We start from the raw sequence: 12,679 nt of genomic DNA on the forward strand, positions 1-12,679 counted from the left end.
TCGATCATTGGGGCATGTTCGATGACCAGTTAGGTTGTCCGTTTATTGTTGACGTTACTGAACATTAAACCCTAAAACATTTATTCATATAGATACTAGGAGCCAACATGACTCATCCAATCATCAAAGATTTGAACACTCGCTACACTGCTAAAAAATACGATGCTGACAAACGCATCTCTGCGGAAGATATGGAAATCATCAAAGAAGCACTGCGTCTATCTGCGTCTTCCATTAACTCTCAGCCTTGGAAATTCATCATCATTGAGAGTGACGAAGCAAAACAACGCTTCCACGACACGTTTGAGAACATGCACCAGTTTAACCAACCGCATGCGAAAGAAGCGTCTCACACAATTCTATTTGCTCACGACCCTAAATTCACAAAAGAGAAATTTGCTAAGCGTGTAGATGCTGAAGTAAGTTCTGGCCACCTACCTGCAGACATGTACGACATGTTCATGGGTGCTTACGCATTCGCAGACATGAATACTGACGAAGAAGGCTTCAACGGTAACTGGACTAAAGCTCAGGTTTACATTGCTCTAGGTAACATCCTACACACGTTAGCGCGTCTAGGTATTGCATCGACTCCAATGGAAGGTGTGGATTCAGCACTTATCGGTGAGAAGTTCGCTGAAGAGCTAGAAGGTCACGTTGTAGATGTTGCACTGGCTATCGGTTACCACAAAGATGGCGAAGACTACAACCACGGCCTACCAAAGGCACGCCTAGCACTAGAACAAGTTGTAGAGACTCTATAATCCGTCTTTAAGAGTCGCGATTAATAATCGCACACTGCACTGCTTTATTTGGCCAGACACACGTCTGGCCTTTTTTGTATTTGGAAGAGAGGAAACAGAGAATAAGACAAAATACATTAACGCTATATGAAGAAAAAATCGCATCGCCACCCCAAGTCTAAAAGACATATAGCATTTAATTAGACTCAAAAACACCCAGAGTCATTCAGACTCAAAACAAAGCCATTAAAATCAATAATTTTATATCTATCAATAAGTTAAAAACATGGCACAACTGATGCAATACAGACCTTAGAAACATTCATATAAGGTAGTATCGTTATGACAATTCACGTTAAATCAAATGTCCACTGGGTTGGTATTCACGACTGGGAAACAGAGCATTTCCACGGCAAAGAGTACCACATGAATAAAGGGACAAGTTACAACTCGTACTTGATTCGTGAAGAGAAGACCGTGCTGGTTGATACCGTAGACCACAGGTTTACAGATCAATTCCTCGCAAACCTAGAAATGGAGATCGACCTTAATGAGATCGACTACATCATCTGTCAGCACGCCGAAGAAGATCACTCTGGAGCACTCGCAGCGCTGTTAGCTAAAATTCCTAACACACCTGTTTATTGTACTGAAGCGGGCGTTAACTCGATCGTAGGCCACCACCACCAGCCTGACTGGAACTTCCGCACCGTGAAAACGGGCGATACCCTAGACATTGGTAACGGTAAACAGCTTATCTTCGTTGAAATGAAAATGCTGCACTGGCCTGACTCTATGGCAACCTACCTTACAGGTGATGAAGTGCTATTCAGTAATGACGCTTTTGGACAGCACTACTGCGACGAGCGCCTATTCAACGACCAACTCGATCAAGTAGAGCTGCACGAACAGTGCTTACGCTACTTCTCCAATATCTTGACGCCGTTCGCCCCTCTGGTAAAAGCCAAAATTGAAGAAGTATTTAGCCTTGGTGTGCCGATCGATGTGATCGCCACTTCACATGGTTGTATTTGGCGCGACAACGCTACGCAGATTGTCGAGCAATACTATGAGTGGTCGAAAGCCTACAAAGAAGATCGCATCACCATTGTTTATGACACCATGTCTAACAACACTCGAATGATGGCCGACGCTATCGCCAAGGGTATTCGTCAAGGCAGCCCTGATACAGCGATTAAAGTGTTCAACATTTCGAAGCATGATAAGAACGATATTCTCGCCAATATCTTCCGCTCTAAGGGCGTGCTCGTTGGCTCTTCGACGATGAATAACGTGATGATGCCGCAAATCGCAGCCTTGCTTGAAGAAATGCACGGCCTGCGCTTTGCAGATAAAAAAGCCGCCGCCTTTGGCTCATCAGGTTGGACTGGTGGTGCGGTTAAGCGCATTGACCATCGCTTGCGTGAGGCAAACTTTGAGGTAAGCCCATCACAACACATCCATTGGAAGCCAGATACCGATGCTCTGCGTCAGTGTATTGATTACGGTGCGACTCTGGCCGAGGTCTGGAACCAAGATGAATCGTACAACCAGCCTAAAGTAGCCGAGCAGCAAGTAACCCGATTAGAAGCATCGGACACGCAAACTGAAGCTCCTACATCTGAGCAAGTTGACACTCCTATGTCTGAGCAAACTGAACAAGGTGAGCAAACAGAGCAGCACCTTCCCCATGCCGACGACTGTACTTGCTGGCGCTGCACGGTTTGTGAATGGGTTTACGATCCTAAACAGGGCGAGCCCAACCAAGATGTCGCTCCTGGCACACCTTGGGAGCAAGTACCCGATAGCTTCCTGTGTCCAGAGTGCCACTTGGGCAAAGAAGTGTTTGTGGAGGTATAACATGGCCCCCATCATTATTATCGGCAGTGGCTTCGCTGCCCTACAAACCATCAAGATGATACGCAATAGTGATATCGAACTGCCAATCACGGTCATTACTGCAGACCAAGGTGTCGAGTACAACAAACCAAGTCTGTCGCACGTGTTCAGTGAAAAGCAGTGTCCAAGTGATTTGGTCACACATACAGCAGAGCAGCTTGAGCACAAGTATCGTGTATCCATGATCACCAATACGTGCGTCACCTCAGTGGATACTGACGAGCACACGCTGATCACTGAACATGGCGAGCGCTATAGCTATTCTAAATTGGTGCTGGCAACCGGAGCGAATACTTTTGTGCCACCAACATTAGCAAAGCATAAAGCCTCGCTGTTAACCATGAACAGTTTGCAAGAGTTCTCGCAAGGCCACGAGAGGCTTCAGACAGCCAATAGCGTTGCGGTCATCGGTGGCGGACTGATCGGAGTCGAACTCGCACTCGATCTGCAATCATCAGGGAAACAGGTCACTATTGTGGAGCCTGCTCCATCACTACTGGCGAGCTTACTGCCTAGGTTCATTGCTAGAGAATTGGAAAACGCTCTAAATGATGCAGGGGTGCGAATTAAAACCAACTTGCAGGCAGCTGAGATAGTGGATAACGAAGCCAACAAGACATTGTGGCTGGAGTCTCCGACATCGGCCGCCAATGAACAGAAACAATCCTTGGAAGTTGATGAGGTGATCGTTGCTGCAGGGCTTAAACCGAATATTGCGTTGGCTCAGCAAGCGGGTATCGAGACTCAACGGGGTATTCTGGTTGATGAACAGATGCAGACCAGCACAGCAGATGTCTATGCGATTGGCGATTGTGCTGAGATTGGTGGGCAAATACGCGCTTACTTACAGCCAGCAATTCTCTCGGCCAATGTGCTTGCTAAGCAACTGCTCGGTCAATCGAGCAAACTCTCGCTGCCGCACATGATGACCAAGGTAAAAACACCTAAATACCCGGTCCTAATTTCTGGAAAATTCGCAACAGATGCGCGTTGGGAGGCCAGCATCAAACCAACTGGCATCATTGCACGAGCGTTTGATGAAAGCGATAAAATGGTGGGATTTGTCGTCACTGGTGAGGATTCATCTTCTTCCTTTAACCTATTTCGCGAGCTACAAACCGCCTAGCTCTAGCTAGCAACACAAGCAATAAGAAGATAAAAAAATGGGCTGTTCAAACCCAAGCCGAACAGCCCCACAACTAACTCAAGAAGAGCGATTCCGAGTTACAAATCTAATGAAGTTATAAGGTAACATGGCTGGCGATATTGTAGTGTAAGTGCCTGTAAGCCCTGCACTTAACAATCCCTTACTTTGTTACTAACTCTAAGTTGTTACTAACTCCAAGTTCAAACCTACAAAAAAAGCTCCACGCGTAACGTGGAGCTTTTCTTTTAAAGGCCTGTCTGAAACAGTGACTGCAATTATTACATTAACCGATAAACGAGATGTAGCCTTGTAGGATGATCAGGTTAACGATGTCGATGAAGAATGCACCCACAATCGGCACCACCATGAAGGCTTGTGGCGATGGACCAAATCGGTTCACCAGCGAGCCCATATTCATAACCGCAGTTGGTGTTGCACCTAAGCCGAAGCCACAGTGGCCACCCGACATCACCGCAGCATCATAGTTTGAACCCATCACTTTGAATGTTACGAAGTACGAGAACAAACCCAGCACGACCGCTTGCACACTCAAGATCACCAAGAACGGGATTGCAAGGTCAAAGATATTCCATAGTTTTAGGCTCATCAATGCCATTGCTAAGAACAGAGAAAGCGACACTGTGCCCAGAATATCAACCGTTTCACTGTCTGTTTTATGCAGCTTAGTAACTTCAAATACGTTGGTAATGAACACACCGATAAACAGCGCATACACAAAGTCTGGAATCATCAGCCATTTGATTTCAAAGGTCGATACCCACTGCTCTAAGTACTTAGCACCAGTAATACAGATAAGAAGGATAAACAGAACTTCAATCACTTTCTTAGCTGTTACTTTGTCTTCTTCATACTCGTTGTAAGTCACAAGTTCAGGAAAACGCTCGTGGGTGTGAGTGCCTGTACCGTACTCAGACTCTAAGCTGTTTTTATCGATAAGCTTCTGCGCAACTGGGCTACCAATCAAACCACCGATGATCAAACCAAAGGTCGCCGATGCCATTGCGATTTCAAGCGTATTAGCAATACCATAAGTATCAGCGAAGGTTTGAGACCAAGCCGCCCCCGTACCGTGCCCGCCAGATAGAGTAATCGAACCTGCGATAAGGCCCATGAGTGGATCTAGCCCCAACCCCGTCGCCAAGGTTACGCCAACACCATTCTGAATAATGATGTACACCGACGCGACAGCAAGGAACAAGAACACCTTTGCGCCCCCTTTCATCAACTGGGTATAGTTCGCCGCTAGACCAACGGTTGCGAAAAACATCAGCATGAATGTGTTTTGCAACGGTAGAGAGAACTCTAGATCAATGCCGTTGAAATGAAGACCTGTGATTGCAAGCGCAACGATTAAACCGCCGACAATAGGTTCTGGGATATTGTACTTTTTGAGAACCGGGAGCTTTGCGTTTACAAAATGGCCTAGAAACAAAACGCTAATCGCGATTAGGAAAGATTCTAGTGGCCCTATTGAAATTAAATGATTCATATCACCTCTATATTTTTACGTTCCTCATCTTCCCTAATGAGTCTAGTTTTATCTGTAGTTTTGGTGCTGCTCTACCTGTGTTTATGCAAATGGTGAGATAGTGAGTTTAGAAAACGCTCCACAATAGTGTGAAAAACAACCAAGATGTTAGTGCTAGGTCAATTTAAGCGAGGTCTAGGGTATTTTGTGACCGCAATCACCTCGAAAAATTCACTATGACATTTGGAAACTTTTAACGTTAACTATCGTTCTGGAAACCTAAAAAAGCAAAAAGGAGCTATTGATAGCTCCTCTTTCATTACCAGTGGTGGTAATTAGAATTTTTTCGGTGCGTAACCAGTCATAACCTCTAGACGAAGTTCTTTACCGATCTTCGTCATTGGGTGAACAACTACGAGTCCCTTTACAGACTTTTTCAGTTTACCCATGTCCGCTTGCTCAGCTTTAGTAATTTCACGGCTAAAAGGCATATCTAGCAGTGCTTTACGCTCTTTGTTTACATCGTAGCTTTGCTTGTGTTTAAGCTGTGCGATTTTCTTGGTTAGCTTTTTGATTTCGTCTTCAAATTGACGAACAACTGGACGATCATTACGAGCCTTAGCAGCCGCTAACTTGTGGCGACACTTGTCTAGACGGTTGTTAATTTGTTGAAGTTCGTTTTTAGCACTCATAATAATTTCCTAAAATTAAGCAAGCCAATGCGGATTGGGGCGCGGAGTATAGCACAATGGTTAACACGAACCGAAATTTATCTGCGAAATACACACGAAGCTAAATATAGCCTACACTGACAAACGATCAACGGGCTCAAAATCCTCAACTAAAACGCCCCCAGAATAGGACATCACTATGCAAAACATTGGGAAGACTGTGATTAGCAGTGCTATCGCATGCGCATTACTTGCCACGACTTATGTGTCAGCCGAAACAACGCCTCTTCAAAACGTAACGATTAAATATCAAACGCCAGCCAACGCATTAGAATCTGAGCTAAAAACGGCTATCGAAAGCAGTGGCGTAAACGATACTCTGGTTGACCTCTCTGAGCAGCTTTTCCCGTTCAATTCTCCGCTTGTGGTCGAATACGGTGGTGAAGAAGGCCCACTTTACGATCCCAGCACGCATACGATTCACATGCCGTATCAGTTCTATTCTGAGTCTGTAAACTATTTCGAGAAAAACAAGTATCAAGAGAAGTACGACAAAACAGCGGAAGCAGGCGCAGTAGACACCGTACTTCACACCTTGTTGCACGAAGCGGCGCACGCCTATATCGCTGACCAGAACATCGCAATTCTAGGAAAAGAAGAAGATGCGGCCGATAATTTCGCGACCCTGTTATTGATTGATTACGTTGAACACGGAGCTGATGCTGCGATCAGCGCCGCTGACCTGTTTGCTTATGAGTCGGAAGATCGACCTGAATATTACGACCTCGGCGAATACATCGATGAACACAGCTTTGATCTACAGCGCTACTTCTCCACTTTATGCTTGGTGTACGGAAGCGATCCAGACAGCCACAAAAACCTGCTTGATGAAGTCGAAAAAGACTATCTAAAAGACCGCAAAGAGTTTTGCGTCGAGCACTATCAAATCATGAGCGAAAACTGGCATCGTTACCTAAGCGTTGCAGAACCAGAAGCTTAGTATTTATCGTTCTCACAAGAGCACCATCAAACGTTGATTTTGTATTTTAAATCCTGAGCCTCATCACCCGTCATACCGCGAAAGCCCCAGCAGTGTGACGGCTGCTCCTTGATGGTGATCTCGATATCAATCGGTGATAAGCCCAACTGTCGCTCAGCTTCGTTGAAGATCGTTTTGATAAGGCGCTTTTTGGTCTCGACCGTGCGCCCCTCCATCATGTTGATCTCGATAACAGTGTAAGCCTCGGTACGACCTTGAGGAAAAAAGAAGTCTTCTTTGTCTAACGGGACAAAACGGTGGGCACGTTTGTCATCTGGCAAGCCTAGCTCTCGATTTAAACATAGCTGTAAAAGGTCCGACAGCTGCTGTTTGATTGGGTTTATGTGTTCCTTGATTCCGTAAATCACAATCATGACCATTCCTTGGGTTTTCTATGATTTGAGCTCATTCAACGAATTTTTCATTTGATACGCATAGGTATCAACCGACTTACATATACTACTTAAAATTCCCCTCTATAGAGAGTGCCATTGTTGTTTTTCTAGACAGCTCTAACAGAAAGCGTATTTGTCTTTAACTCTTCATGAACTGAAGCGTGTGGCAGTTTGATCGAAAGTAAATTGCGCAGCGTATAGCTATCACAACCAATCTTCACGAATCACAGAAAGTTTGGTGTTTGATACTTTTTTATTTTTTGGGGCACACTTTCTATGGAAACAAAAACCGACTACGCAATATTCCCATTGCCACTCTTTATTCTCCCCGGCGGTCGACAACGCCTGAGAATTTTCGAGCAAAAATATCTGACCATGGTAGCGCACGCTGCTCAAGGAGACGGTTTTGTTATAGCTAGCCACGATAACCGCAACAACAGTCCACTTAAAGATTGGGGGACTAAGGTAAAAATCGTCGACTTCAACCTATCAGACGACAAGTTACTCGAAATCGATGTGGAAGGTGAGTCATTGGTTAGACTTTTCAACACTCGAAGAGATGACACGGGCCTTTTGAAAGCAGACTTTGAGACGCTTCCTCATTGGCCGACTCTGGATTGTCAGCTTCCGCCAGTATTCAGTAATTTTCTAGTTCAGCTTTTTAGAGAACACGACGCGATCAGAGAACTCTACCCGCACACTAATTTCGAAGATCCACAATGGATTTGTGCACGTTTATTGGAGGTGATGCCGCTTCCGATCGAGAAGAAAGTGCGCTTCACTTCGCCATCCAGCTTCCCAGCTTTGGTTCCTTTTTTAAATCAAATAATTACTGGTAACGACTAGCTCAAACTTTTTTTCGTTTTGTTTGATCTAACCATCACTTTCCTCCGTATATGTGCTCAAACCCGGATGAAGGTTAGTCTATTATGCAATTAGGTAAAGTAAAAAACGAAAAAGCCAAGGAGTCTGTCATCGTACCAGACAGTAAAGTGCCGCCAGAGTTATCTAGCTGGCTAGTTTTAGTTGCATCTCATCGAGACAAACAGGCATTCACGCGCCTGTTTCAGTTCTTCGCACCCAAGATAAAACGTTTTGGTATTAACAAGCTGGGGAGTGAAGCTTCCGCCAACGAGCTGGTACAAGACACCATGACTAACGTATGGAAAAAGGCGCATCTCTACAATAGCGAGAAAGGTGCTGCAACTACTTGGGTGTATACGGTAATGCGCAACGCTGCTTTTGACATGTTGCGTAAAGTGAAAGCCAAAGCAGAGCAGAATGTCGCGGACGATATCTGGCCGATCGACGCTGCTTTGTCCGAAGCGAGCGATGATGAAAGCGAATACAGTGACCATCTAATGAGTCGCCATGTACGCAATCAAATAGACAAGCTGCCTCCAGCGCAGCGAACCATTGTTGAAGGGGTTTATTATCAAGAGCTGTCTCAAGAACAATTGGCGCAGCAACTCGGAGTGCCACTCGGCACAGTGAAATCAAGACTGAGACTCGCACTCGCCAAGTTGAAGCTTCATATGGGGGAACAGAACCATGATTAAACATCACCCAACAGCAGAAATACTCAGAGACTTCGTCACTGGTGAACTTCCTGATTCTCTCTCATTGATCGTATCAAGCCATGTAGAGATGTGTGAACAGTGCCAGGCCGAGGTTATTCGCCTTACCGAACTTGCAGCAACTGATAGTTTTGGCTCGGAAGAAGTTATTGCTGACGAGCTGATTGAGAACCAAGTCAATGCGGTACTTCACGGTAACGATGACGATATCCACGCAGACTTCGACATGAGCCTCATCGATATGATCACAGCTGATGAACAGCTGGCTAGCATCGATGCCACTGAAGACCATTCACCGCAGCTGGTGAAAGTCGCTGATACGGAATTTGAATTGCCACGAGCACTTAATCAAGTGGTGAGAAAAGATTGGCTCAATCTAGGCAAGATCTCTCGCGCACGTCTCGACTTCGAAGATGGTGATCATCACACCAGCCTACTGCACATTGATAAAGAGGGCGCTGTGCCTTGCCATACACACAAAGGCTTTGAGATTACCTTGCTTTTAGAGGGCAGTTTTGAAGACGAGATGGGCGAATATCATAAGGGCGATTTTATCTGGTTAGATGGTGAACATACGCACCAACCTTTTACTAAGGAAGGTTGTGTGTGCCTAACGGTTTCAAGCGATGCTCTATACTTTACGAAAGGTGTGAGTCAGTTGTTTAACCCAATTGGCAAGTTCATTTATTAGTGATTGAAAAACATTAATAAACATACCATCTTATATACAACTTCTTGAGTAATGTTTATAAGGATTTGACCTATGAACAAAAAAATAAAAATCGGTATCAGCGCTTGTGTTGCAGGACACAAGGTTAGATTCGATACAGGTCATAAACGCTCTCGTTTCTGCACTGACGATCTGGCTGACTATGTTGAGTTAGAGCCTGTGTGCCCAGAAATGGGAGTGGGGCTTCCAACGCCTCGCCCAACGATTCGTCAGACCAGAATGCTAGACGACGTCATCCATGTGTCTCGCCCAGATGGTACTGGTGATGTCACTAATGAGCTGATCGAATATGGGCAAAACTACGCAAAAAATAACGAACACATTGCGGGCTTTATTGTGTGTCAAAAAAGCCCGACCTGCGGTATGGAACGTGTGAAGGTCTATCACCATCACGGTCGCGGCTCAGAATCGACAGGCATTGGTATGTTTACCAAGCAGCTAATGGATCATAACCCATTGTTGCCGATCGAAGAGAACGGCCGTTTGAACGACCCAATTCTTCGCGAAAACTTCATGACTCGTGTGTTTACGTACCAGAAATGGCTCGACTTGGTCGATGAAGGCATCACTAAGCACAAGTTGATTCAGTTCCACAGCGCTCACAAATACCTAGTTATGTGTCACTACGTTGAAGGCTACAAAGAACTCGGCCAACTATTGGGTGAAAGTGATCTAGAGGTCAATGAGCTGGCTGAGCGCTACATTGAGGGGCTAATGACGGCACTGCAACACCATGCTAACCGTGGTACGCACGCTAACACACTTCAGCACTTACAAGGTTACTTTAAGAAGCAACTAAGCAGCACTCATAAGCAAGAGCTGTCACGACAAATCAACGATTTCCGTGAAGGCACTATCCCATTGCTGGTGCCACTTACGCTGATTAATCACTATTTGATGGAGTACCCAAACGAGTACTTACAGTCGCAGGTTTATCTAAACCCGCACCCACAAGAACTTAAGTTGAGATACGGATATTGAGCACTCTACTCTGGATACGACGCGACCTGCGCGTTCATGACAATCCAGCTTTGGTCTCTGCAATTGAAAACGGCGCTACCCACGCCGTTTTTATTTCTACACCTAAACAGTGGAAACAACACCATTTAGCACCGATCAAAGCTGACTTCATATACCGCCACCTCACCTTGCTATCAGAACAACTCGCCTCATTTGGCATTGAGCTCGTTCACCTGAAATCCTCCAACTTTGACGATCAAGCAAGCACCCTAGCCAACTACTGCCGCGAGCACAGCATCACCCAAGTCATGGCCAACTCTGAGCCGGAAGTGGACGAACAACAGAGAGATGAAGCAGTACGTGCCCTCGACATCACATTGACCACCTTTGATTGCGACGTCATTGTTCCTGTAGGAAGAATTCTCAATCAGCAGGGGGAGATGTTTAAGGTATTTACCCCATTCAAAAAAGCGTGGCTCAAGTATGTTCAAGCTTCTGGCATTGATTGCGCACCCTATCCGAAGGTTGCTTCAGAAAGTCCGCAACCAGAACTACAAACCTTTTCAAGAGAGTATGATTTTGATTTTCCGAGAGAAGACTCTTCTCGCTGGCCATTAGCCGACGATGTGTTAGGGCAAGTGGTGCCTCAGTTTCTTGCAGAAAAGCTCTACCAATACGCGGACAATAGAGACATCCCATCCATAAAGGGAACCTCTGGCTTATCTCCTTATCTTGCCATTGGCGCAATTAGCCCTCGTTGGTTGGCGATTCAATTGATTCAAGAACACCCAGAACTTCTGGTCGATACCCAGTGCGCTGAGTTCTCTTGGCTCAACGAGCTGATCTGGCGTGATTTCTATAAACACCTGATCTTCCACCATCCGAGATTAGTGAAAGGTGAGAACTTCCAAGAAAAATACAACGGACTCACCTGGCACAACGATCAAGAAGATTTCCAACGCTGGTGTGAAGGGAAAACCGGTTACCCACTGGTTGATGCAGCAATGCGCCAACTACTCGAAACAGGTTGGATGCACAACCGTCTACGAATGGTCGTCGCCAGCTTCTTGACTAAGCACTTGTTGGTTGATTGGCGATGGGGCGAGCGCTTCTTTATGGAGCACCTGATTGATGGTGATTACAGTGCCAACAATGGCGGATGGCAGTGGGCTGCAAGCACCGGCTGTGATGCGCAGCCTTACTTTAGGATTTTCAACCCGATAACTCAGAGTGAAAAGTTTGATCCTAAAGGAGTTTTCATCCGTAAATATCTCCCAGAGCTGCAAAACATTCCCGATAGAGACGTGCATTTTCCGCACACATTTATCACCAAGAGTGGACATGACAGTCGTTATTGGGGACCTATCGTTGAACATAAAGAAGCGCGGTTAAGGGCCCTAGATTTTTACAAATAGCACGATAGACGGAAGTGAGAGTGAACCCATGGAAAATTCACGATGGCTAGATAATTTTCTTGATATGTATAGGCAGCTGGGTACTGACGACTTTGGTGCATTACAGGATGTATACCACCAGCAGGTTGAATTCAAAGATCCACTTCATCAAGTAAACGGGTTGGACGCACTAACCCGTTACTTCGAGAACATCTACACCAATGTTGCCAGCTGTAAATTTACGATCATCAGTGCGTTCGAGTCTGGCGAAGAAGCCGCCGTTTACTGGTCTATGGAATTTACCCACAAACAGCTTAATGGACGCAAGCCGATTACCGTTGAGGGACACTCTCACCTTCAAATGAAAGACGACCTTGTGATTTATCACAGAGACTATCTCGATGTGGGATCCATGCTTTACGAGCACATTCCAGTTCTTGGCTGTGCGATCAAGTCCATCAAGCGTAGAGCGAGCCAATAACATGAGAATTCTTATCACAGGCGCAACCTCAGGTATCGGTCGAGATCTAGCAATCAAATACGCTCAACTTGGACATGTCGTCATCGCTTGTGGTCGTAGCCAAAACAAGCTCGATTCACTAACCAATGAGCAAGATAATATTGAGCCGCTCTGC

14 protein-coding genes are annotated in these 12,679 nt (G+C 45.6%); 11 read left to right on the top strand and 3 right to left on the bottom strand.

Annotated features, from left to right (window positions below):
• The first annotated feature begins 107 nt into the window (after positions 1 to 107).
• The 3 genes from AC6R05_RS20165 (at position 108) to norW (ending at position 3,768) form a co-directional block, all read left to right on the top strand.
• Positions 108 to 764 (top strand): NAD(P)H-dependent oxidoreductase, encoded by a 657-nt coding sequence (locus AC6R05_RS20165; RefSeq protein WP_150868330.1) that lies wholly within the window; start codon positions 108 to 110, stop codon positions 762 to 764.
• 321 nt (positions 765 to 1,085) lie between these two features.
• Positions 1,086 to 2,603 (top strand): anaerobic nitric oxide reductase flavorubredoxin, encoded by a 1,518-nt coding sequence (gene norV / locus AC6R05_RS20170; protein WP_500648449.1) that lies wholly within the window; start codon positions 1,086 to 1,088, stop codon positions 2,601 to 2,603.
• A 1-nt stretch (position 2,604) separates the two neighbouring features.
• Positions 2,605 to 3,768 (top strand): NADH:flavorubredoxin reductase NorW, encoded by a 1,164-nt coding sequence (norW, locus tag AC6R05_RS20175; RefSeq protein WP_500648450.1) that lies wholly within the window; start codon positions 2,605 to 2,607, stop codon positions 3,766 to 3,768.
• A 304-nt stretch (positions 3,769 to 4,072) separates the two neighbouring features.
• On the opposite strand, the gene gltS is transcribed toward norW, so the two are convergent.
• Together gltS and AC6R05_RS20185 are read right to left on the bottom strand one after the other, a co-directional pair.
• Positions 4,073 to 5,299, bottom strand: coding sequence for a sodium/glutamate symporter (gene gltS / locus AC6R05_RS20180; RefSeq protein ID WP_032553627.1), 1,227 nt, complete (start codon positions 5,297 to 5,299; stop codon positions 4,073 to 4,075).
• 314 nt (positions 5,300 to 5,613) lie between these two features.
• Positions 5,614 to 5,970 (bottom strand): YibL family ribosome-associated protein, encoded by a 357-nt coding sequence (locus tag AC6R05_RS20185; RefSeq protein WP_032553629.1) that lies wholly within the window; start codon positions 5,968 to 5,970, stop codon positions 5,614 to 5,616.
• 178 nt (positions 5,971 to 6,148) lie between these two features.
• Between AC6R05_RS20185 and AC6R05_RS20190 the strand changes: the two genes are divergently transcribed.
• Positions 6,149 to 6,949, top strand: coding sequence for a DUF4344 domain-containing metallopeptidase (locus AC6R05_RS20190; RefSeq protein WP_500648451.1), 801 nt, complete (start codon positions 6,149 to 6,151; stop codon positions 6,947 to 6,949).
• Positions 6,950 to 6,975: 26 nt separating this feature from the next.
• Here the strand turns inward: AC6R05_RS20190 and AC6R05_RS20195 are convergent, their stop codons facing one another.
• The gene (locus AC6R05_RS20195) at positions 6,976 to 7,362 is read right to left on the bottom strand and encodes a tautomerase family protein (RefSeq protein ID WP_032553633.1); all 387 of its coding nucleotides are present in this window, start codon (positions 7,360 to 7,362) and stop codon (positions 6,976 to 6,978) included.
• Positions 7,363 to 7,659: 297 nt separating this feature from the next.
• Here AC6R05_RS20195 and AC6R05_RS20200 point away from each other — a divergent pair, with 297 nt between their 5' ends.
• The 7 genes from AC6R05_RS20200 to AC6R05_RS20230 form a co-directional block, all read left to right on the top strand.
• The gene (locus AC6R05_RS20200) at positions 7,660 to 8,229 is read left to right on the top strand and encodes an LON peptidase substrate-binding domain-containing protein (protein ID WP_152470077.1); all 570 of its coding nucleotides are present in this window, start codon (positions 7,660 to 7,662) and stop codon (positions 8,227 to 8,229) included.
• 83 nt (positions 8,230 to 8,312) lie between these two features.
• Positions 8,313 to 8,942 (top strand): sigma-70 family RNA polymerase sigma factor, encoded by a 630-nt coding sequence (locus AC6R05_RS20205; protein WP_032553635.1) that lies wholly within the window; start codon positions 8,313 to 8,315, stop codon positions 8,940 to 8,942.
• Positions 8,935 to 9,651 (top strand): ChrR family anti-sigma-E factor, encoded by a 717-nt coding sequence (locus tag AC6R05_RS20210; RefSeq protein ID WP_500648452.1) that lies wholly within the window; start codon positions 8,935 to 8,937, stop codon positions 9,649 to 9,651. Before AC6R05_RS20205 ends, AC6R05_RS20210 begins: the two co-directional genes overlap by 8 nt.
• Before the next feature lie 72 nt (positions 9,652 to 9,723).
• On the top strand, positions 9,724 to 10,671 hold the full coding sequence (locus AC6R05_RS20215; protein WP_500648453.1) for a YbgA family protein: 948 nt from the start codon (positions 9,724 to 9,726) through the stop codon (positions 10,669 to 10,671).
• On the top strand, positions 10,668 to 12,065 hold the full coding sequence (phrB, locus tag AC6R05_RS20220; RefSeq protein ID WP_500648454.1) for a deoxyribodipyrimidine photo-lyase: 1,398 nt from the start codon (positions 10,668 to 10,670) through the stop codon (positions 12,063 to 12,065). Before AC6R05_RS20215 ends, phrB begins: the two co-directional genes overlap by 4 nt.
• Before the next feature lie 28 nt (positions 12,066 to 12,093).
• Positions 12,094 to 12,525 carry a nuclear transport factor 2 family protein gene (locus tag AC6R05_RS20225; RefSeq protein ID WP_285406898.1) on the top strand — a complete coding sequence of 144 codons (432 nt, stop codon included), beginning with the start codon at positions 12,094 to 12,096 and terminating at the stop codon, positions 12,523 to 12,525.
• Position 12,526: 1 nt separating this feature from the next.
• Positions 12,527 to 12,679: SDR family NAD(P)-dependent oxidoreductase (locus tag AC6R05_RS20230; protein WP_500648460.1), on the top strand; the 153-nt coding region annotated here is incomplete at its 3' end.

The sequence above is a fragment of the Vibrio sp. R11-SG3-ISO9 genome, from assembly GCF_059834255.1.

Bases quoted from the DNA above. Each gene is read 5' to 3' on its own strand.
- AC6R05_RS20200 (WP_152470077.1), top strand. From the start codon at position 7,660: ATGGAAACAAAAACCGACTACGCAATATTCCCATTGCCACTCTTTATT.
- AC6R05_RS20190 (WP_500648451.1), top strand. From the start codon at position 6,149: ATGCAAAACATTGGGAAGACTGTGATTAGCAGTGCTATCGCATGCGCA.
- AC6R05_RS20205 (WP_032553635.1), top strand. From the start codon at position 8,313: ATGCAATTAGGTAAAGTAAAAAACGAAAAAGCCAAGGAGTCTGTCATC.
- norW (WP_500648450.1), top strand. From the start codon at position 2,605: ATGGCCCCCATCATTATTATCGGCAGTGGCTTCGCTGCCCTACAAACC.
- AC6R05_RS20210 (WP_500648452.1), top strand. From the start codon at position 8,935: ATGATTAAACATCACCCAACAGCAGAAATACTCAGAGACTTCGTCACT.
- gltS (WP_032553627.1), bottom strand. From the start codon at position 5,299: ATGAATCATTTAATTTCAATAGGGCCACTAGAATCTTTCCTAATCGCG.
- AC6R05_RS20215 (WP_500648453.1), top strand. From the start codon at position 9,724: ATGAACAAAAAAATAAAAATCGGTATCAGCGCTTGTGTTGCAGGACAC.
- norV (WP_500648449.1), top strand. From the start codon at position 1,086: ATGACAATTCACGTTAAATCAAATGTCCACTGGGTTGGTATTCACGAC.
- AC6R05_RS20185 (WP_032553629.1), bottom strand. From the start codon at position 5,970: ATGAGTGCTAAAAACGAACTTCAACAAATTAACAACCGTCTAGACAAG.
- AC6R05_RS20225 (WP_285406898.1), top strand. From the start codon at position 12,094: ATGGAAAATTCACGATGGCTAGATAATTTTCTTGATATGTATAGGCAG.
- AC6R05_RS20195 (WP_032553633.1), bottom strand. From the start codon at position 7,362: ATGATTGTGATTTACGGAATCAAGGAACACATAAACCCAATCAAACAG.
- AC6R05_RS20165 (WP_150868330.1), top strand. From the start codon at position 108: ATGACTCATCCAATCATCAAAGATTTGAACACTCGCTACACTGCTAAA.